This window comes from Nocardia sp. NPDC020380 (assembly GCF_044386975.1).
GTDB lineage: Bacteria > Actinomycetota > Actinomycetes > Mycobacteriales > Mycobacteriaceae > Nocardia.
In genome coordinates this window covers 518,564-544,762 of the sequence record NZ_JBIRVQ010000001.1, presented here as the reverse complement: position 1 = coordinate 544,762, position 26,199 = coordinate 518,564, and the positions used below count along the sequence as shown (strand labels likewise).

Sequence of the window (26,199 nt, the reverse complement as noted above, 5' to 3'; positions counted from 1 at the left end):
TCACCCCCGCGATCCGCCGACGGTGACCTTGCCCGGTCGATGTCCGTTCGGTCGGGACTGTCGCGCAGCGCTATCCGATCGGGCGGGTCGCGGCCCCTTGCTAGGCAGTCGGTGCGTTGCAGGTTTTGTGGTCGGTGCAGGCTTCGGCGGCGTGCAGGTCTAGGACGCGGGCGCCGGGGCCTTCGTCGCCGAGGTGGTCGTGGGCGTTGACGAGTTTGCAGGTGCCCAGGGAGAGGCAGCCGCAGCCGATGCAGCCGGTGAGGTTGTCGCGCAGGCGGATCAGTTGTTCGATGCGCTCGTCGAGGTCGCTGCGCCAGGTGGTGGAGAGGGTTTCCCAGTCGCGGCGGGTGGGGGTGCGGCCCTCGGGGAGGTTGTCGAGGGCATTGCGGATTTCGCTGAGGGGGATTCCGACACGCTGTGAGATGCGGATGAAGGCGACCCGGCGCAGGGTTTCCCTGGGGTAGCGGCGTTGGTTGCCGCTGGTTCGGCGGGCTGTGATCAAGCCCTCACGTTCGTAGAAATGCAACGCGGACACGGAAACTCCGGCCCGCTGGGCCAGCTGACCGGGCGTCAGCTCCTTCGCCTGCCAGGACGCGGTCTGCATACCTCAACAGTAGTCGAGGTTTTTCCCCGGTGCGAATTGCATGCCATCTTTGCCCCGGGGAACTACCGTCGTGTCATGGGAACAGAGGCCGCACCCACGGCGCGACCGTTTTCCGTGACCTCGGAGGTCGGCGCCCTACGCACGGTGCTGCTGCACCGCCCCGGCGACGAGTTGCGTCGTCTCACCCCGCGCAACAACGACCAGTTGCTGTTCGACGCCATCCCCTGGGTGGAACGCGCGCAGCAGGAACACGACATCTTCGCCGAGGTGTTGCGGAACCGCGGAGTGGAGGTGTTGCTGCTCGCGGATCTGCTGACTCAGACGCTGCAGGTCAGCGGCGCCGCCCGCATCCAGGGCATCTCCGGTGCGGTGGACGCGCGGCGGCTCGGGCATTCGCTGGCCGATCAGCTGGCCGCTCACCTGCGCACCGTGCCCGCGCCCGAGCTGGCGCAGCTTCTCATGTCCGGCATGACCTTCGACGAACTGCCCTTCGGCGAGGACGCCACCTCGCTGGTGCGCCGCATGCATCACGGCCACGATTTCGTCATCGATCCGCTGCCGAATCTGCTGTTCACCCGCGATTCCTCGTTCTGGGTGGGCCCGCGGGTGGCCATCACCTCGCTGGCACTGCCGGCGCGGGGGCGGGAAACCTCGCTCACCGACCTCATCTACGCCTTCCATCCGCGCTTCCTCGGCGTGCGCCGCGCCTACGAATCCCACACCGCGCCCATCGAAGGCGGTGACGTATTGCTGCTGGCCAAGGGCGTGGTGGCGGTCGGGGTCGGGGAGCGCACCACGCCCGCGGGCGCGGAAGCCCTGGCGCGCAGCCTGTTCGAGGACGATCTCGCGCACACCGTGCTGGTGGTGCCGATCGCCCAGACCCGCGCCACCATGCATCTCGACACGGTCTGCACCATGGTCGACACCGATGCCCTGGTCATGTACCCGGCGGTGCAGGATTCGTTGTGCGCCTTCACCATTCGCAAGGAGGACGACGGCACGGTGTCCATGCTGGGCCCGGATCCGTTCCTGCCCGCGGCGGCGAAGGCCATGGGCATCAGCACCTTACGGGTGATCGACACCGGCCTGGACGGGGTCGCCGCCGAGCGCGAGCAGTGGGACGACGGTAACAACACCCTTGCCCTGGCGCCCGGAGTCGTGGTCGCCTATGAACGCAACGAGATGACCAATGCGCGGCTGGCCGACGCCGGAATCGAGGTACTGCCCATCCCCGGGTCGGAATTGGGTTCCGGCCGAGGCGGTCCGCGCTGCCTGTCCTGCCCGCTAGCGCGTGACGAGGTGTGAAAAGCCATGCTGGACATCCCGGTTGACCACCACTCGACGGTCCCGCCCTACGAGCAACTGCGGCAGGGCATCATCGCCCGGGTGCGCTCGGGTGAACTGGCCGCCGGGACCAAGATCCCGACCGTCCGCGCCCTCGCCGCCGAGCTGCGGCTCGCCCCCAATACCGTCGCGCGCGCCTACCGGGAGCTGGAACAGGACGGGGTGCTCGAAACCCGCGGCCGGCTGGGGTCTTTCATCGCCTCGTCCGGTGATCCCACCCGCGATCTGGCCGGGCGGGCCGCCACCGAGTACGTGGCGGTCATCCGCCGGCTCGGCCTCGACGATGATGCCGCGCTCCGCTACCTGCGCGCGGCGCTCGGCGAAACCCGTTCCGTGAGTTGATCGTCAACGCCAGCTGGGCAGCCACAGATGGTCGTGCCAGCTGCCGACGGTGATGGGCATGGCAGTGAGAATCGGCCACAGCCAGATGAAGTTCGCGATCACCAGGGCCAGATAGATGCTGACCAGCAGCAGTCCCAGGCCCTGGCGTTCACTGACCGGTGGCAGGAAGTTCTGCATCTCCGGCGCGCCGGACAGCCGGCGTCCGCTCGGCGGCGCGTGCCCGAGGATGTCACCGAGCACCAGCGCCATGGCCATGGCCAGGAACGGGGCCAGCGGCACCGCGTAGAAGAAGTACATCTGCCGGTCCAGGTTCAGGAACCACGGCGCGATCCCGAACACGTATCCGACCAGTACGGCCGCGTACCGCCAGTCGCGGCGCACGAAGCTGCGCCAGAGCGCCCAGCCGAGCACGGGGAAGGCCAGCCACCACAGGGCGGGTGTGCCGATCGCCATGACGGCTTTCACGCACTGGGACTGCCCGCAGCCGGTGACGTTGCCGTCGGCGTAGTAGTAGAGCATCGGCCGCAGGCCCATGAACCAGGTCCACGGCTTGGATTCCCACGGATGGTGATTGCCCGCCGAATTGGTGAGTCCCTCGTGGAAGGTGAGGACCTCGCCGCCGTAGTACCAGAGCCCGCGCAATGCCGGTGGCACCCAGGAAAAGTCGCCACCGTGCCCGACCTTGACACCGACGGCGTAGCGGTCGTAGCTGTCCTCGTTGGCGAACCAGCCCCAGAAGGAAGCCATGTAGACCAGGAACGGGATGACCACCAGGCCGTAGACGGTGGGTGCGAGGTCGCGGACCGCGACACCCGCCCACGGCCGCCGCACCCGATAACCGCGCCGGGCGGCCAGATCGAAGGCGAGACTCATGGCGGCGAACCCGACCACCCAGTAGATGCCCGACCATTTGGTGCCGCAGGCCAGCCCGAGCAGCACGCCCGCGCCGAACCGCCACCAGCGCACCCCGAACCGCGGCCCGAATTCGCTGTCGTACAAACGCCCTTGGACATCCACGAGGGCGATCCGCTCCCGCATCTCGTCGCGATCCACGATGAGACAACCGAACGCCGCCAGCACGAACAGCGCCTGGAAGATATCCAGCATCCCCAGCCGCGACGAGACGAAGGTGAGCCCGTCGCAGATCAGCAGAATCCCCGCGAACGCCCCGATGAGCGTGGACCGGGTCATCCGCCGCACGATGCGAATCACCAAGAGCACCATCAGGGTTCCGGACACCGCGGCCGTGAACCGCCATCCCCACCCGCTGTACCCGAAGATCCACTCCCCGAGCGCGATCATCTGCTTGCCGACCGGCGGGTGCACCACCAGCCCGTACCCCGGGTTGTCCTCCACCCCGCCGCCGGTGAGCATCTGCCACCCTTGCGGTGCGTAATGCTTCTCGTCGAACACCGGCGTATGCGCATCCGTCGGATACCCGAGCATGATGAACCGTGTCAGCCCGGCGACCAGCGTCAGAAACAGCGTCACCGCCCACCCGCGCGCCCAATCGGTCGGCCCGAAATCGGGCGACGGCCGCAAGGGCGCCGGACTGGACAGTGGCGGCGGACCGGCCGCCCCCGCCTCGAGTGTCGCGGGTCGCGCGTCGGTCGCCTGGGTCACGCCGTCGATCGTATGCGGTAGGTCCCCACGCGTCCCGCCCGGCAAGAGGCCAGGGCGGAGCTTCGTCCCGCAAGGCGCGAGTAGATCGAGGCGTCGGTCTGCGAGCTTCGTCCCGCGCCCGCCCCGAGCGGTTCCAGTCCTGCAGCGACACCCTCGCGAGATCTTGCCGGGTACGCCGGCGGGCGGTGGCTCGGCCCGCGGGCTGCCAGCCGTCATGGTCGGTCGACTCGGTGCGGGGACACGGCACCGCCGCGGGCGGCGTCGTCGGGTGGGCTGCTGCCAGGCGGGTTCGTGTTGGGTGAGTTCGGGGTGGCTACAGTCGTGGAAAGGTTTACGCAGGAGTTCGGCCGACGACGGGAGTGGAATGAACGGGGTGCCGACCGGCGCGGGGCGGCTGGTGCTGGCGGCGACGCCGATGGGGGATATCGGGGATGCCTCGCAGCGGTTGCGGGATGCGCTGGGGGCGGCGGAGGTGGTGGCGGCCGAGGACACGCGGCGGACGCGGGCGCTGGCCAAGGCCATGGGGGTGGAGATCGGCGGGCGGGTGGTGAGTTTCTACGACCATGTGGAGACGGCTCGGATTCCGATGCTGCTGGAGGAGATCGAGTCGGGGCATACCGTGCTGCTGGTGACCGATGCGGGGATGCCATCGGTCAGTGATCCGGGGTATCGGATGGTCGCGGCGTGTGTGGAGAAGGGGCTGCCGATCACTTGCCTGCCGGGTCCGTCGGCGGTGACGACCGCGCTGGCGCTGTCCGGGCTGCCGGTCGAGCGGTTCTGCTTCGACGGGTTTCCGCCACGGAAGGGCGGGCAGCGCAAGGAGTGGTTGCGGACGCTCGCTTCGGAGCCGCGGGCCTGTGTCTTCTTCGAGGCTCCGCATCGGTTGGCGGACTGCCTGGCCGATGCCGTCGAGATTCTCGGCCCGAATCGCCGTGCCGCCGTGTGCCGGGAGCTCACCAAGACCTACGAGGAAGTCGTGCGCGGCACGCTCGGCGAGCTGGCGGCCTGGGCGGTGGAGGGCGTGCGGGGTGAGATCACCGTGGTTCTCGAAGGCGCGCAACCGGTTTCGGCGGATCCCGCCGATCTGGTGAGTCAGGTGGAGACGCTGACCGCGTCCGGTCTGCGCCTCAAGGACGCGTGCGCCGAGGTGTCCGCGGCCACGGGCGCGTCCCGTCGCGAACTCTACGACGCCGTCCTGGCGGCTCGCACCGCCGAATAGCCGCTCGCGCAATCGCAACGGCGGCCCGGCTCACGGCCGGTTGGGCAGTCCCAGCACGGTATTGGCGAAATCGATGAAGTCCGTTGCCAATTCGGGCACCCGGTGCGCGCCCTCGGCGAGAATGACCCGCCGGGTGCGTTCCCCGACGGCATCGGGAATGAGCATGAACATCTCGTCCGGCAGCGCCGGCAGGGTGGGGTCGGAGGCGCGGGCCTCGGCGTAGAAGTACCGGTACAGTTCCGCGAACCGGTCCACGGCCATATCGCGCAGGTGCACGGCTTCGGGCCCGGCCCGGAAGGATTCGGCCAGCACCAGCTTCGCGAAGGCGGGTTCGATGGCGACCTGCAGGCAGAACGTGGTCACGATCGATTCGACGCGGGCGTGGAATCCGGCCTCGGGGGGTAGGAGCGCCAGTTCCTCGGCGATCCGCGCGGCCACCACATCGGCGCCGGCCCGCACCGCCTCGACGAAACAGCGTTCGACGTCGGGAAAGTACTCGTGGAAGCTCTCGAGGGTGACACCGGCCCGCTGCGCGACCCCGGCCGCGGTGAGGCCCGCGTAGCCGTCGATGTCGGAGCACTCCACCAGCGCGTCGATCAGCCGCCCGCGCGGGGTGTCGAGCACGGCGGCGCGGGCCGCCCGATGGCGTTCCTGGAAGGCGCTGTGCGGGTCGTCGAGTGCGGTGCGCTGGACGTCTGCCGGTCGGATCTGCTGGTCGCGCATCCGCACCCTTTCGTCAGTGAACTGGGAAGCCACCTCGAATGATCATTATCCCGGCAGCGGGCTCGCCGCCGACGCTGGGCCCCGCAGGAACTCGCCCACGCGGCGGACGGCCTCGGCCGCCTCGGGGTGGAACGACCAGAACACCTGGAAGCAGTGACTCGCGACCTCGAAGTATTCGTGCCGCACAGGTACTCCGGCGGCTTGCAGCCGTGCGGCGAGATCCTCTGTGTGCGTGGCGAATTCGTCACCACGCGCGGATTGGATCAGGATCGGCGGCAGGCCGGTGAGGTCGGCGTGCATGGGGCTGACCTCCGGATCGTCCCAGCGCCGGTCGGCCAGATAGGCCTGCTGGAAGCGCAGATGCACCTCTTGTACGGAGGGATCGACGCCGTCCTGGGCGTGGAAGGCGATGGCCGGGTAGAGCAGCACCGCCGCGCCCGGCATGGGCAGGCCCAGCTCGCGCGCTCGTACCAGCACGGTGATCAGCAGCATGCCGCCCGTCGAATCACCCACCAGCGCAATCTTTTCCGGGTCGCGGCCACTGTCCAGCAGCCAGCGGTACACGGTGAGCGCGTCGTCGCGGGCGGCAGGAAACGGATGTTCCGGCGCGAGCCGGTATTCCGGCGTCAGCACGGTCATGCGGCCGGCATCGGCGATCGCGCCCGCCAGGCCGCGATATCCCAGCGCCGAGCCGACTGCGAAGCCGCCGCCGTGCAGGTGAATCGCTACGGCTCCGCCGGATTCGGCCGGAACCAGTTGCAACCCCGGCACACCGTCCGCGTTGAACGGCAACAGGGCCACTCCCTCGGGCACCGGGAGCTGGGCGTGCATGGATTCGAAGGCGGTGCGCAGGGTCGTCCAGTCGCCGTCGAAGGTCTCCGTGACGGGATCCCAGAGCGAACCCATCCGGGCGCCGAGTTCACCGCCCGCGGTGCGGGCCGCGGTCAGCGCGGTATCCAGCTCGCCGAGCAGCCCGTAAACCGGTTCCAGCAGGGCCGCTCCGGCGGCGGTGAGGGTCACGCTGCGGGTGTTCCGGTGGAAGAGTTCGCAGCCCACCAGCTTTTCGAGCGCCCGGATCTGCCTGCTCAAGGCCGGCTGGGTCACGTACAGGCGTTGCGCGGCGCGGCCGAAGTTCAGTTCCTCCGCGACCGCGACGAAGGCGCGCAGATGCCGGAACTCCACCCCTTCGGGAGTCCGCGGTAGCGGCTCGACCATGCGCCGAGTATCCCGCGCCCGCATTCATTCCGCAGCGGCATCACCGTCATGCCGACCCGGCAATTCCTGGGGCTCGCTTTCGGTGCGACCGTTGATCCATGGGAAAAATAGTTGCAGGACAGTATCTTTCACTCGACGGTGTCACCGAGAGCGGCTGGACCGGGCTCGGGCCCGCGATCTCGCCGATGGATCCGCTGAGCGCCCCGTATTTCCTGGACGCCGAGGTGCAGCAGGCCGTGGGTGATCTCATGGCGGGCAATGACGCCATGCTCATGGGCCGCGTCACCTACGAGGGCCTGAAACCCTTCTTCACCGGCCGGCCCGGCCCGGCCTCCGACGCGGTGAACGCCATGCCCAAGTACGTGGTCTCGACGACCATGGAGTCGACCGACTGGCCGAACACCACGATTCTGCGTGACAACCTGGCCAAGGAGATCGCCGCGCTCAAGGACCGGCATCGGCACATCGGGATCGGCGGCAGTGGCACCCTGGTGCGCTGGCTGATCGCGGAAGACCTGCTGGACGAACTGCAGCTGCTGGTCTTCCCGCTGATCCTCGGCGGGAACGGCGCCCGCTTCTACCGCGCCGATCAGCTGCCCGCCACCTTCGCGCTGACCAGCTGCCGCGCCCTGGACTGCGGTGTGGTGACGCTCGGTTACGGCAGGCAGGGCGCGTCGGCCTGACTCATTTGGTCAGGGCGGCCGCGCCGGAATCCGCGCCGATCGGCTGCCCGGTTTCCTGCACCTGAACCACGGGACCAGGTGTGGCGGTCCTGCGGCCCGGGGTCCACCAGTTGGCGGGCCCCATCAGCTTGACCAGTGCCGGGACCAGCAGCATGCGGACCAGGGTGGCGTCGATGATCAGGGCGATCACCATGCCGAGCCCGAGGAACCGCATGGGCGTCAGCGGCGAGAGCGTGAAGGCGCCGGTGATGAGCACGAGCAGAGTGGCGGCGGCGGTGATGATGCGCGCCGTCCGCACGGTTCCGGTGCGCACGGATTCCTCGGTGTCCGCGCCCGCATTGTGCGCTTCGACCATGCGGGACAACAGGAATACCTCGTAGTCGGTGGACAGTCCGAACACGACCGCGATGATCAGCACCACCATGCCCGCCGACAGCGGTCCGACGCTCACCCCCAATGCCCCGGCCAGGTGCCCGCGGTCGAAGATCCAGGTCAGAATGCCGAAAGTGGCTGTGAGACTGAGGAATGCCATGAGCACGGCCTTCACCGGCAGCACGATGGACCGGAAGGCGACGGCCAGCATGAGCAGGGTCACGGCCACCATGACCACGATCATCAACGGCATGCGGGTGAGCATCGAATGCACGCTGTCCACCGTGGCCGCGCTCTCCCCGCCGACCCGCAGCTCGAGGCCGTTGATCCGCAGGGCGCGAATGCCCTGCACGATCTCCTGCGCCTTCGGTGAACGATCCGGCGCGGCCAGCGACGCGTGGATGATGGCCGTATTGTCGCGGGTCTCGAGGCTGAGCGCCTGGAGTACGCCCGGTACGCCCCCGATTTCGCGCAGGGCGGTGCCGATGGCGGCCGTCGGCGGTGCGCTGCCGTCGCTTTCGCGCAGCAGGATGGTCGCGCCACTGTTCGCGGCGGGGAAGTTCGCCGACAATTCCTCGACGGCGACACGGGTTTCATTGCCCTTGGGCAGTGCGGTCTGGTCGATATCGCCCAGCCGGACACCGGCCAGCGGCGTGGCGAGGACCAGCAGGATCGCGCCGACGGCGATGGCGACGATGCCGGGCCGGCGCATGACGCCGGTCACGACGCGGCCCCAGAACCGTTGCGCCCGAGCCTCCGAACGCTCGAAAGCGTCGGCACGCCAACTCCATTTGGAGATACGCGGGCCGAGTAGAGTGAGCGCCGCGGGCAGCGCGGACACCGACAGCACGGCGGCCAGCACCACCGCGGCAATGGCCCCGAAGCCCAGGGAACGCAGCACGGCCAGCGGGAACACCAACGTGCCCGCGAACGCGCACACCAGCAGCAGCGCCGAGAACAGGACGGTCCGGCCCGCCGTGCTCAGCGTCCGCGTCACCGCCTCCTCGACGCTGCGGCCCTCGCCCAGTTCCTCCCGGAATCTGCCGACGATGAAAAGCCCGTAGTCGATGGCCAATCCGAGCCCGAGCAGTGACACCACATTCATGGCGAACACGCTGACCTCGGTGAATCGCGACAGCACGCCGACCGCGCCGAGCGCGCCCACCACCGCCAGCGAGCCGACCGCCACCGGCAGCGCGGCCGCCACCACACCGCCGAACACCAGTACCAGCACAATCGCGGTGAGCGGGATCGAAATCGATTCGGCGACAACCAGATCGTGGCGGGACTGATTGCTGATGGCATCGGCCAGCGCGCTGTACCCGGTCAGTTTCGTCTCGACACCGGGGACCCGCAGCGACTTGGCCAGTTCGGGATACACGGCGATGCGATGGTTGTCGTCACCGGCGGCGAACACGATCGCGACCGCCTGCCGGCCATCCTTGGAGCGCAGGAACTGCGATCGCGGAGAGTTCCAATAGCTTTCGACCGGGCGGTTCAGCAGCGCGGGATGGATGGTCCCGATGGCTTGCTGCACTTTTGGCCCGATATCGGCCAGCGTCTGTCCCTCGGGCGCGGTGTATACGGCCACCACATCCGGATTCTGCGGCCCCAGCTGGGCCTTCACCCAGGAATCCACTTCGCTGGATTCCATGCCGGGAGCAGTGAATCCGGCCGCGCTGACCCGCTGCTGCAGTCCCGCCGCGAACAACCCGCAGGCGAGTGCGAACAGCACAGCCACCGCGAGCACGGTCTTCGGCCACGCCACCACCACTCGCGCCCATGCCACGATCATGCTGTTCACCCCTGCGGGTCTCGTCCGGCCGACGCCGGAATCATCTTGTGCTGTAGCCGGATTCGCGGCAGTCAACGCCATGTAAGGCCGTCACTGTTGCGCCCGGGCGTGACCGCCGTGCCGCGACGGCTACTTCCGGGTCTGATCCGCCGGGGTCAGTTCGGTTTCCAAGGTTCGGACGATGCGGTCGAGCAGGGCGTCCAGGCGTTCCGGGATGCCGCGGCCGCTGCGGGCGGAGACGGTGAGTTCGGTGCGACCCCCGCATTCGGTCATGCCGAAGAGCAGCGGCATGGCGACACTGTGCTGAGGAAGCACCCGGATGGCGGTAGGGGCGAAACCCGGGATCGCCAGTTCGTCCAGGTCGTACCGGCCCATATGGGAGACGGTGGCCGAGGCCAGATTCCGGCCGTAGCGGGCGCCGAGCACGTTCAGGGTGCGGAGCAGTCCGCGGCCCGCGGCGGGCGGCAGGTATTTGAGGCCGCCATTGTCCATTTGGTTGAGCTCGCGGTTCTCCCGCAGGCCCGCCTTCTTGATCTCGTTGAGCTGCTTCCAGTCCATGCCGGGCCGCACGTCCAGGAAAAGCGGCAGGGCCAGATTGCCGGTGGAGCGAAGTTCCGGGTCGTGCCGGCGGATATCGACCGGGATCATGATGCGCGAGCGCGGGCCGCCCTCGTCGGCGAGCAGCGCCGCCACCCGCATGAGTGCGCCCGGACCGGTCGCGTGAATGGTGCGGGTACGCAACAGGTGCCGATGCTCGCCCGGTTCCTGCCGGCCGTGACCGACCGCGGAACGGAAACGCGGCAGCATGAGCGTCGGCTTGCCGGGCGCGCCGACCTTGCGGACCAGTTCGGCGTCCGCGATCGGATCGGCGGCGCCGAGCGGCGCCTCACCGCGCAGTACGCGCAGGACGTCGGTGGCCCACATGATCATACCCATGCCGTCCATGACGCCGTGGAACACCCGGAACACCAGGGTGGTCGGCGCCGCCGTGAGCAGCAGCACCTCCACCGTGGATTCCGGGGCCGGCCCGATCGGGCTGGTGAGCACCGGATCCGCTTCCAGCGCTTCGTATTGCAGCGCATGGTCGATCACGCGGACGGCCGGGGCCACGCCCGAGTCCACCCAATACTTGCCGTCGCGCACCAGGCGCGCGCCCGGAATGGCTTCGGCGGCAACGGCTACCGCCTTCCGCAACTGCTCCGGGTCGATCGTGCCCTCGCCCTCGACCGCCAGCTGCATGAGGAACGGCGGGGCCATATCCCGCATGGGGAAGTAGATGAGTTCGGTAGGGGAGATGGGGCGACGGAAGAGAGTCATTGCGGCTCCGCTATCGGATGTTCTCGGTCAATTTCACGACGCCACCCTGCGTTTCGAGCCACGCCAGGAAGCCGGCGAGCCCGGTGTCCCGATCGACGACCGGCACATAATCGAAATCGCGTGCCGCGGCCGAGGTGTCGTACGTGGCGGTGCGGGTCATGAGCGCCACCACGTACTTGGACAGCGGCGGCGACCAGCGGGCCGCGACATACGGGATACGCCAGATCGCTTCGATCACGTTCACGGCGGCGTTCAGCACGGCCGGGTTCGGCTGCCGCGAGGGCTTCTCGTAGCCGAGATCGGTGGCGACCTCGCCGAGGAAGCCCCACACGTCGGTCTGCTCGGCATCGGCGACGAAATACGCCTTGCCGCCGACCTTCTCGGAGCCCGCCGCCTTGACGCTCGCCTCCACGATGTTCTCGACGTGGCACAGCGAGGCGTACACCTGCTTGCCGAACGAGAGGTCCGGCAGGCTGCCCGCCGCGGCCCGGCTGAGCAGGCGGACGATCGGCCCGGACCGGTCACCCGCACCCCAGATGGCGCGCGGGCGCAGGGCGCAGGCGCTGAATTCCGGTGTGTTCGAGGCCAGTACGAACCGCTCGGCGGCGGCCTTGGTCTCCGAGTACAGGTTCAGGTAGCGGTGCGGGTAGGGGATCGACTCGTCGACGTTCACCTGATCGCCGCCGTCGCGGTCCATGAGGGCGCTCGGACTGGAGATGAACACGAACTTGCGCGCGCCATTGCGCTTGGCCGCCTGCACCAGATTCTCGGTGGCCGTGATGTTCTCGGCCACGAACTGGGCGCGGGTGCCGCGCTCGTCGACGCGGGCGGCGCTGTGGAAGATCACGTCCACGCCCTTGGTGGCGCGTTCCAGCGAGACCTGATCGGTGAGATCGCCGGTGATCACCTCCACCCGGTCGATCACCTCGGCGAGGTCACGCAGATTGCTGGTGGGGCGGGCGAGGATCGCGACCTCGTACTGCCCGTCCGCCACCAGGCGGCGCACCAGCGCGCCGCCGAGGAAGCCGGATCCGCCGGTGACCAGTGCCTTCACGCTGTTTCCTTTCGGCATGATTGGGGGGCCTGCGTGGTTACGCAGGCTGCCTCCTCCGGCCCCTGACCACTCATGCCGGCTCCTGAGTTTTCCACCACGTGAGCCCGAAGATCTGGGTCAGCACGGCCGTCTCCACGGGGGAGCGGCCGGAGTCCTTCGCGGCGCGCAGGGCCGCCGGGATCTGCGCGGCATGCACGACGACGCTCAGGAACACGTCGATCCAGAACACGGCGCGCAGCAGCCGATTGGCCGGGGTGCGGTCGGTCAGCGCGGCCAGCACGCCGAGCGCCACATACAGCCAGCCGAGCACCGGAACCGCCCGCAGCAGAGTCACTTTCATCGTTGCTCATCCTTTCCGAGGCGTTCCGACGCCCAGACCGCGAGCTGTTCGCGGCCGATCTTGGCATTGTGTCGGATGTCGACCGGGAACTTCGGATGGAAGAGGAATTCCGAAACCGCCGCGGTGACCTCGAATTCGGCCGCCCGCTGCCGCAATGCCGTCGCGACGGCCGTGGCGCTCGCGCCCGGCTCGATCTCGACGCACAGCACGGGCTCCTTGGCATCGCGCGGGCCGACGCCGACCAGCGCGGTACGCGCCACGCCCGCAACGGTATTGAAGACCTGCTCCACCTGCACGGTGAACACCGGACCCTTCACCGTCTGCACACGCTGACTCTTGCGGCCGCAGAACCAGATCCGGCCCTGCTCGTCGATCCAGGCCAGATCGCCGGTGCGATGCCAGATCACGTCACCGTCGTGGATCTTGCCCGCGATGGTGGCCGATTCCGGCCAGTAGTAGCGGGTGCTCACATTCGGGCCGGACACGACCAGTTCGCCGATGCCGCGGGTGCCCTCCAGTTCGCCGGCGCGCGCCTCGGCGTCGGCCCAGGTGCGGAGCGCGTCATCGGTGATGGCGACGAGCCGGGCCCGCACGCCCTCGGCGGGCCGGCCGATGCAGGTGCCGTCACCGCGATGCGCGCGCTCGAACAGGCCGTCCAGCAGTTCCCGCGATTCGATGGTCGACATGGGCAGCGCCTCGGTGGAGCCGTAACCCGCGTACACCTCGGCATCCTCCGGCAGCACGCGCCGCAGGCCCGCAATGCACCAATCCGGCACCGGCGCACCGCCGGAGAAGATGCTGTGCAGCGTGGGCACCAGCGTCTTGTGCTGCTCCAGATGCCGCAGCAACGGAATCAGCACGGCGGGCGAAGCGAACATCGTCTTCACACCGAACCGGTTGATCGCGTCCACCACATGCGCCGGCTCGGTCGACCCGACCTTGCTCGGCACCAGCGGCGGCAGCACACACCGCGCGCCCAGCAGCAGATCCAGAATCCCCACCAGCGGCAACGTGATCAACGACGTATCCGGCGCAACTCGCCCCCGGGCCGCATCCACCTGATCGACCATCGCACTGAGATTCCCGTGCGTCATCTCCACGGCCTTCGCCGGCCCGGTGCTCCCGGTCGTATACGCGATGAGCAGCAACTCATCGGCGGGCGCGGGCACCCGTTCCCGCAGGGCCGCGGTGCGTGCGGACGAAGTCGCGGCCCCGTCGGACGCGTCCGTCGCGCTGCGCTCGGTGCAACCGGTACGTGCATCGACCGAATTCGGCTCGGCAGCAGTATGGTCGACGGTCGCGTCCGAGTCGCTCATGTCGCGGGAGATGGTGGCGTGATCGGCGGCCGTGGCGGAATCGCCGGCGCTGTGCGGGGTGGTGGCCACGGTGCCGTGCGCCGAGTCGCGGAACCTCGCAGCTTCCGCACTCACCGGCGCGGTGGTGGCGCGCCGCGGGGCAGGTGCCAGGCCGCTGAGCAGTGTTTCGAGCTGTGCGGCAACGGCCACGCCCGTGCGGCGCAGCGTGGCCGTTGCGCCCGTGCCGGATTCGGAGTCCGTGGCCAGGGCCGCGCGGAGCTTTCCGATTCGCGCGGCGGCCTTTTCGGCGGCGGGGCGGGTGGCGGCGTCGGGGGCGCCCCAGCTCTGCAGGGTTTGGCCGCCCCAGAACCAGCGGGGGCCGACCGTGACCGGGACGCGGACGTCGCGGAAGTACTTGCGGAACAACACGCGTGCGGCGTGCGCCTGCGGAATGCCGATGAAGGCTTCGGCATTGGCGGCGCGCAGGCAGTTGAGCATCTTCTTCAGGCCCATGCCCGGATCGATGGCGACCGGGACCGCGCCGATCTTCAACAGGCCCAGCATGATCGCGTACAGGTCCGGGCTGGGCAGCACCAGCACGATGGTGCGGGTGCCGCGCCCCACGCCCGAGGCGAGCAGGTGCACGGCGATACTGTCGGACCAGTCGTCGAGCTCCCGGTAGCTGAGCCCGCGGTAGTCCGGGAGGCCGGAGGCGGTCTTCCCGTGCGGGAAGATCACCGCCTCACGGTCCGGATCGGCGGCCACGACCGCCCGGAAGCGGTCGATGGCCTGCCAATAGGTTGAGTCGGTCACGCCAGGGCTCCGACCACCGCCGGGAGCCGGTACAGGACAGCGGCGGCCGAGGGGCCGGCGCCCGCCGCTACGAACAGGACGTGGCTGAACGCGTTCAGCGAATCGTCCTGCACCGCCGCGTCGTACGCGAGCGGCAGCGCGGCGGTGTGCGGATCACCCTGGGACAGATCGGGCGTCCGCACCGCGTCCGCCGCGATACCGAGCTCGGCCGCCAGCCGCTCCGGGAAGCCCGGGGTCGGGGTGGAGGCGATGAGCGCGACGGTGGCGTGCTCCCGGTCCGCGTCGGCCAGCGCCTTGCGGGCGGCGTCGGCGGCGACCGCCAGCAGCCGGTCCTCGAAGTCGGCGTCCCGCTCCACGGTCATCAGGCCGCGGCCCTGGTTGCCCATGGTGGCCGTATCGACATAGGACTCCACGGCAGGCGTGCCGGTGCCCGCGACGGTGTGCACCCGGCCGAAGCCGTCCGGCTCGTCGGTGAACTCCAGCAGCAGCGCGGCTCCCGCGGTGGCGTAAGGGAATTCGCTGTCACCCGCCGACCGCTCCAGCGAGGGGTGGGTGTCGCCGGACACGATGAGCACGTGCTCGGTGCTGCCGGTGGCCAGCACCGCCTGCGCCACCTGCACCGCGTTGAGCACGCCCGAACCGGCGTTCATGAGATCGAAGGAGAACGACCGCGGGTCCTCCTTGACGTAGTCCAGCCCGATGCCGGCGGCCTTCTGGATGAGCGCCGACACGGCCGGTTCGACCGTATTGGAGTCACGGAAGATGCCCGCGTTGATCAGCACGCCGACCTGACCCGGCTGCACGCCCGCGTTCTCCATGGCGCGGCGCGCGGCGCGGCCGCTGAGCTCCACGATGCTGAAAGTGTCGGTGTCCCGGCTGATTCCGGTGGATTTGATGCGCACGCCCATGTCGGACCTCAGACCTTCAGCGAAGAGATGGTGGTGGACAGGAAGCCGCCGACGACGCCGGAGGCGGCCGGGATCATCAGGATCTTCGACCCGGTCGGCAGGTTCTGCTGACTCAGCTGGTCGTGCAGAACGATGAAATGCGAAGTGCTGGAGGTGTTTCCGTACTTCTCGATGACATTCAGGTCCGGCGGCATGGGGTGCCCGAACTCGCGCTCGGCAATGGCGTTCATGAACGGGATGGCGGCCGCGCCGAACTGGTGGTGAATGATGTAGTCGAAGCCTTCTTCGGCGAAGGTGACGCCCTGCTCCTCCATGAAGTTGCGCTGGGTGTCGGTCCACAGCAGGAACCGCGCCTCGTTGTGCATCTTCCGGTTGTCGGTGTACAGCGCCACACCCGGCGTCTTGTCGCTGGGCATGCCCAGGCACAGGTGCGAGAACTCCGACGCGGTGGTCAGTTCGATGTAGTGGATCTTGTCGGCGTCGTCGACGGCCTCGTCGAGCAGCACCGCGGCGCCCGAGTCACCGACTGTCAGGGACGCGAATTGCAGATCGTATTTACTCGAAATTTCGTTTACTGCGGTTTCCGCAATAGGCGTGATGGCTTCGCCGCTCACCACGATTCCACGGCGCACGGCGCCGGAGCGAATCATTCTGTCGAGAATGTAGACGCCGCTCATCATACCGGCGCAGGCATTCGACAGATCGAAATGAATGGTGTCTTCGCGGGCGCCGATTTCGCGGGCGATGGTGCCGGCGAATGACGGTTCCATGTACATCCGCGTGCCATTCTTGCTCCGCGTGATGGACGTCGAGATGATGATGTCGAGGTCTTCGGCAGCATAGGATGACCTGGACAAACAATCCTTCACCGCGTTCATCGCGAGGGTGAAGGAGTCTTCGTGGTTTTCGGGGGTAGTGTCACGGAAGCGGCGTTCTTTGACGCCCGTGATCCGTTCGAGATCGAACTCGGGAACTTCTTTCAATTGCGCGACGAGCTCGGCGGTGGTGACGCGTTTCGCCGGCAGGTACGCGCCGATCGACTCGAATCGAGAATGCGGCACAGGGACTCCTGAAAGTGCGAAGAATTTGCATCCGAAGCAGTGACCGATCCGAGGCTACCGGACAGTAACAATCAGTGCGACTCGAAAGTCCGCCCAAATTGTCTGAGACATCCCCGCTCGCAACGGTTTCCGCCGGTTAAGGCACTGGTGTGTTCCCAACCTCTGTGAGGGACTTCACCCGCCCGTCCCGACCCGTGAGATGTGACCGCCGGTAACACACACTTCCATTCGAAACTGTCTGAGCGTCAGTAGATTTCGCGCCCCGACTGCGGTTGGCTGAACACACGGCCCAATGCCACAGCTACCATCTGGCATACGCAACGAACAACCTGTGGAGGTAGTCGGAAAGTGATCGGCTCGATCGATCCAGTCCCAGAGCAACCCCTGCTCGGCAAGTACATGCGCCTCCGCCGGGAAGGGCTCGGCCTCACTCAGGAGGAGGTCGCCGCCCGGATGTTCATCAGCGTATCCCTCTACCGGAAACTGGAGAGCGGCGATCGCCCGCCCTCCGGCAGCCGCCTCGAAGACTGGTGCCGCGCCGTGGAAGCGCCGCGCTGGTTGCTGAAGAAGCTGGTCTCACTTGCCCTTCCGGACATCGGCCACTCCACCATCGTGGTCGGCGAATGGCCACCGAAACTCCGCGAAGAGGACCTGGAACACCTCGAAGCCATCCCCTTGCCGGCGTATTTCCACCGCTTCCCCGAAATGGAAGTCCTCGCCGCCAACAGCATTGCCGGTATGGCGTTTCCCTGGCTGGCCCCCGCCGCCCCCGACGCCGACCGCCCCACCAATGTCATAGAACAGATGATGACCGTCCCCATCGCGCGCGAGGTCCTCATCAACTGGGAAGCAATAGTCCACCGCATGGTCTTCAGCCTCCGCACCATGGGCCCCGGCGTAGTGAAACCGGAACGCCTCGCCCAGATCATCGAAACCTGCAGCACCAACCCGGATTTCGAGTGGATGTGGAACACCGACCTCAGCGAGGACGAATTCAACGACGCCCTCGTCCTGGCCAAAAACCCGGAAACCGGCGGCCGCATGGCCTTCACCATGCGCTCCTACAACGCCATGCACCCCTACAACTGCCCCTACCAACTCTTCCTCCTCACCCCCCGCCGCGACCCCGAGGCCGTCGCGTAATGGTGATCGTTTCGATCGACCAGGTGCCCCGAGCAACCGCTGCTCGGCATGTACATGCGTCATCGGCGTGAGAACCTCGGCCTGACACAGGAAGACGTCGCGCGGCGGATGTTCGTCAGCGTCTCGCTGTATCGCAAATTGGAGAAGGGGGAACGGCCCCTCTCGGCGAACCGGCTCGCGGATTGGTGCGCCGCCGTGGACGCTCCCGTCTGGTTGCTCCGGAAGATGGTGTCGCTGGCGCTGCCCAGCCTGTCCTCGCTCGCGATCGGCGCGTGGCCGCATGCCTTGCGCCAGGAAGATCTCGATCACCTGGAGGCCCTGCCGTTTCCGGCGTTCTATCACCGCTTCCCCGAGTACGAGATTCTCGCCGCGAATCAGGCGGCGCGGGAAGCGTTTCCGTGGCTGCTGCCCGCGGACGCCGACGCGGAGCGCCCGGCGAATGTCACCGAACAGATGATGACCGTCCCCATCGCGCGCGAAGTGCTCATCAACTGGGAGGAGATCGTCCACCGGCTGTTGTTCATCCTGCGCGTGACCTCGCCCGGTACGGTCGCGCCGGAACGGCTGGCCCAGATCATCGAAACCTGCCGGGTGAATCCGGACTTCGAGTGGATGTGGACGACGGATATGAGCGAGGAGCAATACAACAACTCGCTCGTGCTGGTCCGGAACCCCGAGACGGGCGGGCAGATCCGGCTCACCATGCGCTCTTACAACGCCTCCCACCCCGATGACTGCGACTACCAGTTGTTCATTCTCACGCCGCGCCCGGACTGAGTCCCGAGGGGTTTGCGCCCCAATCTGTGCCACTTGGCCGGATTGACCTTGATGGTGTTGCGGTCGGATGCTGGTTCGGCGAGTTTCGCCGCCGCCCGGGGCCGGTTCAGTGTCGAATCGGATCGGGCGGTTGCGTTTTTTCGGCTGGGTTGAGGGTCGGCTCGTGTTCGGGAAGGTGGAGTTCGGAGGGGAATCGCCACCGCGGTGCGGGAGGGCTAACCCTTCGGGGTGGGCCCTCCCTGCCGGGGGTCAGTTCTTGGGTTCCACGTATTTGGGGAAGACGACCTGGGGCTCGGGGAGTGCGGTGCCGGGGGTCAGCGGGGTGGGGATGTCCGCGTAGGTACGGCCCGTTTGGGCGAGCAGGTCCAGGATCTTGCCGGCGGAGCCGGGGATGATGGGCTGGACCAGCAGGGTGACTATGCGGAGGACTTCCATCGTCACGTAGAGGATGGTGCCTTCGCGGGTGATGTCCTCGGGGGTGCCGGCCTTGGCGAGGGTCCAGGGGGCCTGGGCGGAGAAATAGCGGTTGGTTTCACCGAGGGTGAGCCACAGGTGCTCCAGGGCGAGATGGATCTGCTGCTGGTCGAATTCGGCGCGCACCTTGTCCAGGAGGCCGTTGGCGCGGTCCAGCAGGGCCTTGTCCTCGTCGGTGAAATCACCGGGAACCGGTACGACACTGCCGAAGTCGCGGGCGACCATCTTCAGGGTGCGCTGGGCCAGGTTGCCGTACTCGTTGGCCAGATCCGAGTTGATGCGGCCCACGATCGCCTCGTGCGAGTAGGAACCGTCCTGGCCGTAGGAGATCTCACGCAGCAGGAAGAAACGCACGGCATCCAGGCCGTAGGTCTCCACCAACTCCATCGGGTCGACGACATTGCCGACCGACTTCGACATCTTCTCGCCCTTGTTGTAGAGGAACCCGTGCACGAAAACGCGCTTGGGCAGCTCGATTCCGGCCGACATCAGGAACGCCGGCCAGTACACGGTGTGGAAGCGGGTGATGTCCTTGCCGATGATGTGCAGATCCGCCGGCCAGAACTTCTGGAACGCAGCCGAATCCGTGTCCGGGAAGCCCGCACCGGTCAGATAGTTGGTGAGCGCGTCCACCCACACGTACATGACGTGCGCCGGATCGCCCGGCACCGGCACACCCCAATCGAAGGTGGTGCGGGAGATGGACAGATCCTTCAGGCCCGCCTTCACATACGAGACGATCTCGTTGCGCCGCGTGGCGGGCGCGATGAATTCCGGCTCGGTCTCGTACAAGTCGAGCAGCTTGTCCTGATAGTTGGACAGGCGGAAGAAGTAGTTGGACTCTTCGGTCCACTCGACCGGCGTCTTGGTGTCGGTGGAGATCCGCGTGCCGTCCTCCAGGACGGTGGTCTCCTCCTCGGTGTAGAAGGCCTCGTCGCGCACCGAGTACCAGCCCGAGTAGGTGTCCAGGTAGATGTCGCCGTTGGCGGCCATCTTCTCCCAGATGGCGATGGACGCCGCCTGATGATCCTCGTCGGTGGTGCGGATGAACCGGTCGTAGGAGATGTCGAGGGCCTTGTCCATGCGCTCGAACACGTCCGAGTTGCGGGACGCGTACTCCAGCTCCGGCAGGCCCGCGGCCTTGGCCGCCTGTTGCACCTTCTGGCCGTGCTCGTCGGTGCCCGTCATATAGAACACGTCGAACCCGTCCAGCCGTTTGAACCGGGCCAGGGCATCGGACGAGATGTACTCGTAGGCGTGCCCGATATGCGGCGCACCGTTCGGGTACGCGATGGCCGTGGTGAGGTAAAAGGCGGGGCGTTCGGATGCGCTCATGGTGTGTCTACTCTATCTGCGTGCCCGCAGACGCTCGCGTGAATATCCCCTCGTGGGGGCTGCACCCCCACGAACCCCGGCAAGAGGGGGCGGCCCGGCGCGAGCGCGCGTCGCGGCCGGTGGCAGGTGTCGACCATGAGTAGCCGCCGACCTGCACCGGAACCACCGGAGCCGCTCTCGCCGCTGATCGACGCCCACACGCACATCGACGCGTGCGGCGCGACCGACCCGGAATCGGTTGCGGCCCTGGTCGACCGGGCCCGCGCGGTCGGGGTCCGGGAGATCGTGACCGTGGCCGACGATATCGAGGCCGCGCGGTTCGCGGTCCGAGCCGCGAACTGGGACGACCGGGTGTACGCCGCGGTCGCGCTGCATCCGACGCGCGCCAACCACCTCGACGAGGCCATCAAGGCGGAGCTCGAGCAGCTCGCCGCGGACCCGCGCGTGGTGGCGGTCGGGGAGACCGGGCTCGACTACTACTGGCCCGGCAAGCTCGACGGGTGCGCGGAGATCGAGGATCAGGTGGAGGGTTTCCGCTGGCACATCGATCTCGCCAAGCGGCTCGGCAAACCGCTCATGATCCACAATCGCGAGGCCGATCACGACCTGCTGACCGTGCTGCTCGACGAGGGCGCGCCGGAAACCGTGATCTTCCATTGCTTCTCCTCGGACGCGAACATGGCACAGGCCTGTGTGGAAGAGGGCTATGTGCTGAGCTTTTCCGGAACTGTGAGTTTCAAGAATGCGCATGAATTGCGTGAAGCCGCGAAAATCGTTCCGGATGAGCTGATTCTGGTCGAAACGGACGCGCCTTTTCTGACACCCCATCCCTTCCGGGGTGCACCCAACGAGTCGTACATGCTGCCGTACACTCTTCGCGCACTCGCTGAAGTGCGAGAACAGGATCCGGCACAACTCGCCAAGATCACTACCGCCAACGCCCGGCGCGTCTACGGCATATGACAACTCTCGTGGCTCTCAGGGCTTCGCCCTGAAACCCAAAACGCCACAATCAGAACGTTTCTCGCAGAATTTGTGCGGGCCGCCCCGAGTTGGCGTCCTGTGGTGTCGGTCACTATCATCACGGGCGATCGTGATTCACCTGCGGTTCGATATCGGGTCGTAATTTCCGAATCTGCTGTTCGGCGTGGATCGGTTGTGAATTCCAGACCCCCTCGTTATCGTACTGTGACCATGCCGGGATTTCCGATGCACGCTCTGGCGAAGATCAACTCGTCGCGATCGCCGCTCCTGTACGGCGCCATCGCGGCGATGCTCGTCACGCTCATCGCCGGTGCGGGTCTGGCCATCATGAGCAAGAAGCAGGTCGTCCTGGTGGTCGACGGCGCCCGGATCTCCGAGAGCACCATGCGCGGGGATGTCCGCGGCGCGTTGAAAGACGCTGGTTACAAGGTCGGTTCGCGTGATGACGTATCCCCTTCGGCCGGTTCGCATATCGCGGACGGCGCCACCATCACGCTGAACCGGGCCCGCCAGGTCAACCTCATCGTGGACGGCAAGCCCTCCACCGCCTGGACCACCGCGCTCACCGTCGCCGAGGCCATCGTGCAGCTGAAACTGCCCGGGGACGTGTTCACTTCGCCCTCGCGCCCGACCCCGCTACCCCTCGAGGGCGCGCAGCTGCTGGTCACCAATCCGCGCACGGTGCAGTTCTCCGATAACGGCGAAGCGCTCTCCCTGGTGCGGCTGGCCGCGCCGACCGTCGGCGAACTGCTCGATGTGCAGGGCGTCCCGTTGAAGAACCAGGACTTCGTGGATCCGCCCGCGAGCACGCCGCTCACCGAGGGCATGAAGATCACCGTCACCCGCAAGAAGGTCGAGAACCGCACCGAGCGCGTGCCACTCGACCCGCCGGAGAACGTGATTCAGGACGTGACACTCAATATGAGCCGCACCGTCGTCGAGGATCCCGGCACCGCCGGCGTACAGGACGTCACTTACGCCGTCTCGTTCATCAACGGCAAAGAGGCGGGCAAGGATCCGATCCACTCCACCGTGATCGTCCCCGCCACCCCCAAGATCATTCGCAAGGGAGCCAAGCCCGGCACCGAGGTGCCCCCCGTACGCGACGGCAGCACCTGGGATGCCCTGGCCAGCTGCGAATCCGGGGGCAACTGGGCCATCAACACCGGCAACGGTTACTTCGGCGGCATCCAATTCGACCAGGGCACCTGGGAGCGTCAAGGCGGTCTGCGCTACGCCCCGCGCGCGGATCTCGCGACCCGCGAGGAGCAGATCGCCATCGCCGAAGTGACGCGCGCCCGTCAGGGGTGGGGCGCGTGGCCGGCCTGCACCTCGCGGCTCGGGATCAGTTAGCACCCCGGTAATGCGGTGTGCCCCCGATCTCCCGGGGGCAGCGTCGTTTCGCGGCCGGGCCGTCTTACATCAGGGCGCCGCCGTCGACGCGCAGTTCGGTGCCCGTCATGTAGCGGCCGTCGTCGGAGGCGGCCATGGCGACGACGCCCGCGATGTCCTCGGGCTTGCCGAGGGCGCCGCCCTCGATCCAGCCGGGGAGGCGGGCCATCAGGGTCCAGTCGGCGTCGGCGGGGAGTTCCAGGCCGGAGGTGATGCCGGTGCTGATGCCGCCGGGCACGATGTTGACCGCGCGCAGGCCCTTCTTCACGTATTCGAGGGCGATGGAGTGGGTGAGGGCGTTCACGCCGGCCTTGGAGGCGGAGTAGGCGGCCATGTACGGGTTGGACCCGAAAGCCGAAGTGGAGGAGAAGTTCACGATCACGCCGTGCCCGGAATCGATCAGATGCGGCAGCGCCGACTGGATCATCAGGAACGTGCCGGTGAGGTTGACGCCGATGACCTTGTTCCAGTCCTCGAACGGCATCTCGTGGGTGTGGGCGGCGCGCAGAATGCCCGCGGCATTCACGAGAACATCGAGCCCGCCGAGGAATTCGACGGCGTCGGACACGGCGGCCCGCGCGGATTCCGGATTCGCGATGTCGACCGTGCGGGTGCGCAGCCGGTCGCGCTGATCGGCGGGGACAGCGTCGACCGTGGCGGCCAGGCCGCTCTCGCTGATGTCCGCGGCGACCAGCCGGGCTCCCTCTTCGAGCAGGCGGAGGGCGACGCCCTGCCCGATGCCCGACCCTGCTCCGGTGACCAGTACTCGACGTCCGTCGTATCTGCGCAACATGGCGCGAAACTAGAACAAGTTATCAGAGGCGTCAATGGGGAGTCCCACCGCATCCGGGCAGCTAATTGCCAGAGCTTTCTCATACTGGTCGGCCGCTCGAGTCGATAGGCTCGGCCCCGCACTCAGTTGAAACAGGTCGGGAAACCCTGATGGAGGATCAATGCGGTTGTTGGGTTGGCGGACGCGGATTTTCACCGCGGCCGTAGCGTCGGCGGGAGCTCTGCTCGTCATTCCCGGAACTCCAGCGCAGGCCGACCCGGCCGGCACATTGATCGGAACCACCGCCAAACCCGACGGTTTCCGCGGCATGAACAACGGTTTCGCCGTCGACTACTGGACCACCCGCTCCAATGGTGAACAGGTGCAAGCCAGCGGCGCCCTGTTCGTCCCGCAGGGCACGCCCCCGCCCGGCGGCTGGCCGATCATGGCCTACGACCACGGCACTTCCGGCATGGGTCCCGGCTGCGGCGGCCAATCCGAGACCGATGTCTTCAGCCGCCCCGGCGAAGACCATGTGCTGCAGTACTTCCTGAACAAGGGCTTCGCCGTGGTCGCGCCCGACTACCTGGGCCTCGGCCACTTCGACACCGGGCCGCACCCGTACCTGGAGATCCGCACCGAGGCGACCGCCACCATCGACCTGGTCAAGGCCGCCCGTCAGGCGCGCCCCGACCTGTCGCGCACCTGGGCTGTCACCGGTTTCTCGCAGGGCGGTCATGCGGCCTTGGGGGCGGCCAACTTCCAGCAGGATCTGGCGCCGGACCTGGACTTCCGGGGTGTGATCGCGGTCGATCCCGCCTCCGATATCGAGAAGGTCGCGCCGGTCGTCGGCCCGTATGTGCCGGCGGTGCCGGGGCAGGCGGGCGCGGGAATGAACGGCTTCGTGGTCAGCATGCTGGCCGGGTTGCGCGCCACCCATCCGGAGGCCGATGTCGACGGTCATCTCAGCCCGCTCGGGCGGCAGCTGCTGGATCAGACCCAGAGCCTGTGCTTCGCCGACATCATGAAGCAGGTCAACGGTGTGTCCATCGGCGACATGCTGTCGAAGCCGTTGAGCGACGCGCCCTTCCGGAATGCGGTCGACCAGTACATGACCGTTCCGGTGAGCGGTTACAACGAGCCGATCCTGTTGCTGCTCAATACGAATGACACGACGGTCCCGTCCCCGCTGCATGCCGCCCTGGCCGCGCAACTGGCCGCCAACGGCCAGGATTTCCAGACCGTGGTGGGTACCGGTACGCACACTCAGGTGAATCCGCAGATGTGGGATGCCATCGGCAAATTCAGTGATCGGATCCTGTCCACGCCGACAGTGTCGTAGCTCGCCGCAATTCCCTGGCAAATAAACATGCCGTTCGGTCGATAGAATCCGCCAATGCGACCGAACGGCATTTTTGCTACCCAGCTCGCGATCACCCTCAGCGCCACCGCCGCGCTGTTCGTCCTCCCCGGGAGCCCGGCACACGCCGAACCCACCGGCGCGCTGATCTCGGCCACCGCCCAGCCCGACGGCTGGCACGACCAGACCGGCGGCTCGCTCGTGGAGTACTGGTCCACCCGCTCCAACGGGGAACCCGTGCGTGAGAGCGGCGCGCTGTTCGTCCCGCAGGGCACACCCCCGCCCGGCGGCTGGCCGATCATGGCCTGGGACCACGGCACCACCGGCATGGGCGCCGGCTGCGGCGGCCAATCCCAGCCGGAGATCGGCCCCCAGCCCGAATACCGGGCCATGGAGAACCAGGTCATGCGGTACTTCCTGAGCCGCGGAATCGCGGTCGCCGCACCGGATTACCTCGGCCTCGGCCTCTACGACACCGGGCCGCACCCATACCTGGAACTCCGCACCGAGGCCACCTCCACCCTCGACATGGTCCGCGCCGCCCGGGAAGCCGAACCCACGCTGTCCCGCACCTGGGCCGTCACCGGCGAATCCCAGGGCGGCCAGGCCGCATTGGGCACCGCGCACTGGCAGGTCGGCGCCGCACCCGATCTCGACTTCCGCGGCACCATCGCGGTCGACCCGGAATCCGATGTGGAGAAGGTGCTGCCGCCCGTCTCCGGTCCTTGGCTGCCGGCCCTGCCGGGCAGCGCGGGCGCCGATGTCGGCGGGTTCTTCACCAGCATCCTGGCCGGCGTGCGCGCCGCCCGGCCCGACGCACAGGTCGACAGCTACCTCACCGACCAGGGCCGGCAGATCCTCGACAGCATCGGCACCCTCTGCCTGCCGCAGATCAAGGACATCGTCAGCAAGGTCGCGCTCGGCGATCTGATCGCCCGGCCGCTGTCCGAGGGCCCGCTGCCCGGCGTGCTGAACGACTACCTGACCGTTCCCACCCGCGGCTACAACGCGCCGATCCTGTTGCTGCTCAATGCCACCGACACCACCGTGCCCTCGCCGCTGCACGCCGCGCTGGTCGCGCAGTTCGCCGCGAACGGCGTCGACTTCCGGGCCATCCCGGGCCTGGGCGAGCATGTCGTGCTCAACGATGCGATGTGGGCGGGCATCGCGCAGTTCACCGACCGCTTCCTGGCCACCCCGACCGTGCGGTGACCGGGGTGTCGGCCGGGTCTCAGCGGGCAGGTTGATAGGTTT

General features: G+C 67.6%; 23 protein-coding genes. 10 read left to right on the top strand and 13 right to left on the bottom strand.

The features are described from left to right. Positions 1 to 100: 100 nt before the first annotated feature. Positions 101 to 604 (bottom strand): redox-sensitive transcriptional activator SoxR, encoded by a 504-nt coding sequence (soxR, locus tag ACH438_RS02525; protein ID WP_397000317.1) that lies wholly within the window; start codon positions 602 to 604, stop codon positions 101 to 103. A 75-nt stretch (positions 605 to 679) separates the two neighbouring features. Between soxR and arcA the strand changes: the two genes are divergently transcribed. Then, positions 680 to 1,909: an arginine deiminase gene (arcA, locus tag ACH438_RS02520; protein WP_397000315.1), complete on the top strand. Its 1,230-nt coding sequence runs from the start codon at positions 680 to 682 to the stop codon at positions 1,907 to 1,909. A gap of 6 nt (positions 1,910 to 1,915) precedes the next feature. Then, the gene (locus ACH438_RS02515; RefSeq protein ID WP_397000313.1) at positions 1,916 to 2,290 is read left to right on the top strand and encodes a GntR family transcriptional regulator; all 375 of its coding nucleotides are present in this window, start codon (positions 1,916 to 1,918) and stop codon (positions 2,288 to 2,290) included. A 3-nt stretch (positions 2,291 to 2,293) separates the two neighbouring features. Here ACH438_RS02515 and ACH438_RS02510 read toward each other — a convergent pair whose 3' ends face one another. Beyond that, a complete protein-coding gene (locus ACH438_RS02510; protein ID WP_397000311.1) occupies positions 2,294 to 3,913 on the bottom strand; it encodes a dolichyl-phosphate-mannose--protein mannosyltransferase in 1,620 nt (539 codons plus the stop codon). 364 nt (positions 3,914 to 4,277) lie between these two features. On the opposite strand from ACH438_RS02510, the gene rsmI reads away from it, so the two are divergent. Continuing rightward, positions 4,278 to 5,132, top strand: coding sequence for a 16S rRNA (cytidine(1402)-2'-O)-methyltransferase (rsmI, locus tag ACH438_RS02505; RefSeq protein ID WP_397000309.1), 855 nt, complete (start codon positions 4,278 to 4,280; stop codon positions 5,130 to 5,132). A 30-nt stretch (positions 5,133 to 5,162) separates the two neighbouring features. On the opposite strand, the gene ACH438_RS02500 is transcribed toward rsmI, so the two are convergent. Then, complete coding sequence (locus ACH438_RS02500) at positions 5,163 to 5,855, bottom strand: TetR/AcrR family transcriptional regulator (protein ID WP_397000307.1); 693 nt, start codon at positions 5,853 to 5,855, stop codon at positions 5,163 to 5,165. 45 nt (positions 5,856 to 5,900) lie between these two features. Further along, positions 5,901 to 7,070 (bottom strand): alpha/beta hydrolase fold domain-containing protein, encoded by a 1,170-nt coding sequence (locus tag ACH438_RS02495; protein ID WP_397000305.1) that lies wholly within the window; start codon positions 7,068 to 7,070, stop codon positions 5,901 to 5,903. Between the two features lie 98 nt (positions 7,071 to 7,168). On the opposite strand from ACH438_RS02495, the gene ACH438_RS02490 reads away from it, so the two are divergent. Continuing rightward, positions 7,169 to 7,753 carry a dihydrofolate reductase family protein gene (locus ACH438_RS02490; RefSeq protein WP_397000303.1) on the top strand — a complete coding sequence of 195 codons (585 nt, stop codon included), beginning with the start codon at positions 7,169 to 7,171 and terminating at the stop codon, positions 7,751 to 7,753. A gap of 1 nt (position 7,754) precedes the next feature. Here the strand turns inward: ACH438_RS02490 and ACH438_RS02485 are convergent, their stop codons facing one another. The 7 genes from ACH438_RS02485 to ACH438_RS02455 all read right to left on the bottom strand — a co-directional run bounded on the left by ACH438_RS02485 (position 7,755) and on the right by ACH438_RS02455 (position 16,708). Then, a complete protein-coding gene (locus tag ACH438_RS02485) occupies positions 7,755 to 9,917 on the bottom strand; it encodes an MMPL family transporter (protein ID WP_397000743.1) in 2,163 nt (720 codons plus the stop codon). 132 nt (positions 9,918 to 10,049) lie between these two features. Further along, entirely contained in the window at positions 10,050 to 11,237 is a 1,188-nt protein-coding gene (locus ACH438_RS02480; protein WP_397000301.1) for a peptide synthetase, read from the bottom strand. 10 nt (positions 11,238 to 11,247) lie between these two features. Beyond that, complete coding sequence (locus tag ACH438_RS02475; RefSeq protein WP_397000299.1) at positions 11,248 to 12,291, bottom strand: NAD-dependent epimerase/dehydratase family protein; 1,044 nt, start codon at positions 12,289 to 12,291, stop codon at positions 11,248 to 11,250. Between the two features lie 70 nt (positions 12,292 to 12,361). Next, complete coding sequence (locus tag ACH438_RS02470; RefSeq protein WP_397000297.1) at positions 12,362 to 12,631, bottom strand: hypothetical protein; 270 nt, start codon at positions 12,629 to 12,631, stop codon at positions 12,362 to 12,364. Further along, positions 12,628 to 14,739, bottom strand: coding sequence for an AMP-binding protein (locus tag ACH438_RS02465; RefSeq protein ID WP_397000295.1), 2,112 nt, complete (start codon positions 14,737 to 14,739; stop codon positions 12,628 to 12,630). Before ACH438_RS02465 ends, ACH438_RS02470 begins: the two co-directional genes overlap by 4 nt. Continuing rightward, the gene (locus ACH438_RS02460; RefSeq protein WP_397000293.1) at positions 14,736 to 15,647 is read right to left on the bottom strand and encodes a hypothetical protein; all 912 of its coding nucleotides are present in this window, start codon (positions 15,645 to 15,647) and stop codon (positions 14,736 to 14,738) included. Before ACH438_RS02460 ends, ACH438_RS02465 begins: the two co-directional genes overlap by 4 nt. Positions 15,648 to 15,655: 8 nt before the next feature. Next, positions 15,656 to 16,708 (bottom strand): 3-oxoacyl-ACP synthase III family protein, encoded by a 1,053-nt coding sequence (locus ACH438_RS02455; protein ID WP_397000291.1) that lies wholly within the window; start codon positions 16,706 to 16,708, stop codon positions 15,656 to 15,658. Positions 16,709 to 17,056: 348 nt separating this feature from the next. On the opposite strand from ACH438_RS02455, the gene ACH438_RS02450 reads away from it, so the two are divergent. Further along, positions 17,057 to 17,851, top strand: coding sequence for a helix-turn-helix domain-containing protein (locus ACH438_RS02450; protein WP_397000289.1), 795 nt, complete (start codon positions 17,057 to 17,059; stop codon positions 17,849 to 17,851). A gap of 48 nt (positions 17,852 to 17,899) precedes the next feature. Further along, positions 17,900 to 18,628, top strand: coding sequence for a helix-turn-helix domain-containing protein (locus ACH438_RS02445; protein WP_397000287.1), 729 nt, complete (start codon positions 17,900 to 17,902; stop codon positions 18,626 to 18,628). Positions 18,629 to 18,877: 249 nt separating this feature from the next. Here ACH438_RS02445 and metG read toward each other — a convergent pair whose 3' ends face one another. After that, complete coding sequence (gene metG, locus ACH438_RS02440) at positions 18,878 to 20,437, bottom strand: methionine--tRNA ligase (protein WP_397000285.1); 1,560 nt, start codon at positions 20,435 to 20,437, stop codon at positions 18,878 to 18,880. Between the two features lie 135 nt (positions 20,438 to 20,572). Between metG and ACH438_RS02435 the strand changes: the two genes are divergently transcribed. Together ACH438_RS02435 and ACH438_RS02430 are read left to right on the top strand one after the other, a co-directional pair. Next, positions 20,573 to 21,400 carry a TatD family hydrolase gene (locus tag ACH438_RS02435; protein WP_397000283.1) on the top strand — a complete coding sequence of 276 codons (828 nt, stop codon included), beginning with the start codon at positions 20,573 to 20,575 and terminating at the stop codon, positions 21,398 to 21,400. 246 nt (positions 21,401 to 21,646) lie between these two features. Next, positions 21,647 to 22,774, top strand: a complete 1,128-nt coding sequence (locus ACH438_RS02430) for a transglycosylase family protein (protein ID WP_397000281.1) — start codon at positions 21,647 to 21,649, stop codon at positions 22,772 to 22,774. A 64-nt stretch (positions 22,775 to 22,838) separates the two neighbouring features. Here ACH438_RS02430 and ACH438_RS02425 read toward each other — a convergent pair whose 3' ends face one another. Then, the gene (locus ACH438_RS02425; protein WP_397000741.1) at positions 22,839 to 23,603 is read right to left on the bottom strand and encodes an SDR family NAD(P)-dependent oxidoreductase; all 765 of its coding nucleotides are present in this window, start codon (positions 23,601 to 23,603) and stop codon (positions 22,839 to 22,841) included. Positions 23,604 to 23,766: 163 nt separating this feature from the next. Here ACH438_RS02425 and ACH438_RS02420 point away from each other — a divergent pair, with 163 nt between their 5' ends. Both ACH438_RS02420 and ACH438_RS02415 read left to right on the top strand, forming a co-directional pair. Further along, complete coding sequence (locus ACH438_RS02420; protein ID WP_397000279.1) at positions 23,767 to 24,927, top strand: alpha/beta fold hydrolase; 1,161 nt, start codon at positions 23,767 to 23,769, stop codon at positions 24,925 to 24,927. Between the two features lie 54 nt (positions 24,928 to 24,981). Then, positions 24,982 to 26,157: a lipase family protein gene (locus tag ACH438_RS02415; RefSeq protein ID WP_397000277.1), complete on the top strand. Its 1,176-nt coding sequence runs from the start codon at positions 24,982 to 24,984 to the stop codon at positions 26,155 to 26,157. The last annotated feature ends 42 nt before the right edge of the window (positions 26,158 to 26,199 follow it).

Bases quoted from the DNA above. Each gene is read 5' to 3' on its own strand.
- soxR (WP_397000317.1), bottom strand. From the start codon at position 604: ATGCAGACCGCGTCCTGGCAGGCGAAGGAGCTGACGCCCGGTCAGCTG.
- arcA (WP_397000315.1), top strand. From the start codon at position 680: ATGGGAACAGAGGCCGCACCCACGGCGCGACCGTTTTCCGTGACCTCG.
- ACH438_RS02515 (WP_397000313.1), top strand. From the start codon at position 1,916: ATGCTGGACATCCCGGTTGACCACCACTCGACGGTCCCGCCCTACGAG.
- rsmI (WP_397000309.1), top strand. From the start codon at position 4,278: ATGAACGGGGTGCCGACCGGCGCGGGGCGGCTGGTGCTGGCGGCGACG.
- ACH438_RS02500 (WP_397000307.1), bottom strand. From the start codon at position 5,855: ATGCGCGACCAGCAGATCCGACCGGCAGACGTCCAGCGCACCGCACTC.
- ACH438_RS02495 (WP_397000305.1), bottom strand. From the start codon at position 7,070: ATGGTCGAGCCGCTACCGCGGACTCCCGAAGGGGTGGAGTTCCGGCAT.
- ACH438_RS02490 (WP_397000303.1), top strand. From the start codon at position 7,169: ATGGGAAAAATAGTTGCAGGACAGTATCTTTCACTCGACGGTGTCACC.
- ACH438_RS02480 (WP_397000301.1), bottom strand. From the start codon at position 11,237: ATGACTCTCTTCCGTCGCCCCATCTCCCCTACCGAACTCATCTACTTC.
- ACH438_RS02470 (WP_397000297.1), bottom strand. From the start codon at position 12,631: ATGAAAGTGACTCTGCTGCGGGCGGTTCCGGTGCTCGGCTGGCTGTAT.
- ACH438_RS02460 (WP_397000293.1), bottom strand. From the start codon at position 15,647: ATGGGCGTGCGCATCAAATCCACCGGAATCAGCCGGGACACCGACACT.
- ACH438_RS02445 (WP_397000287.1), top strand. From the start codon at position 17,900: ATGTACATGCGTCATCGGCGTGAGAACCTCGGCCTGACACAGGAAGAC.
- metG (WP_397000285.1), bottom strand. From the start codon at position 20,437: ATGAGCGCATCCGAACGCCCCGCCTTTTACCTCACCACGGCCATCGCG.
- ACH438_RS02435 (WP_397000283.1), top strand. From the start codon at position 20,573: ATGAGTAGCCGCCGACCTGCACCGGAACCACCGGAGCCGCTCTCGCCG.
- ACH438_RS02430 (WP_397000281.1), top strand. From the start codon at position 21,647: ATGCACGCTCTGGCGAAGATCAACTCGTCGCGATCGCCGCTCCTGTAC.
- ACH438_RS02420 (WP_397000279.1), top strand. From the start codon at position 23,767: ATGCGGTTGTTGGGTTGGCGGACGCGGATTTTCACCGCGGCCGTAGCG.
- ACH438_RS02415 (WP_397000277.1), top strand. From the start codon at position 24,982: ATGCGACCGAACGGCATTTTTGCTACCCAGCTCGCGATCACCCTCAGC.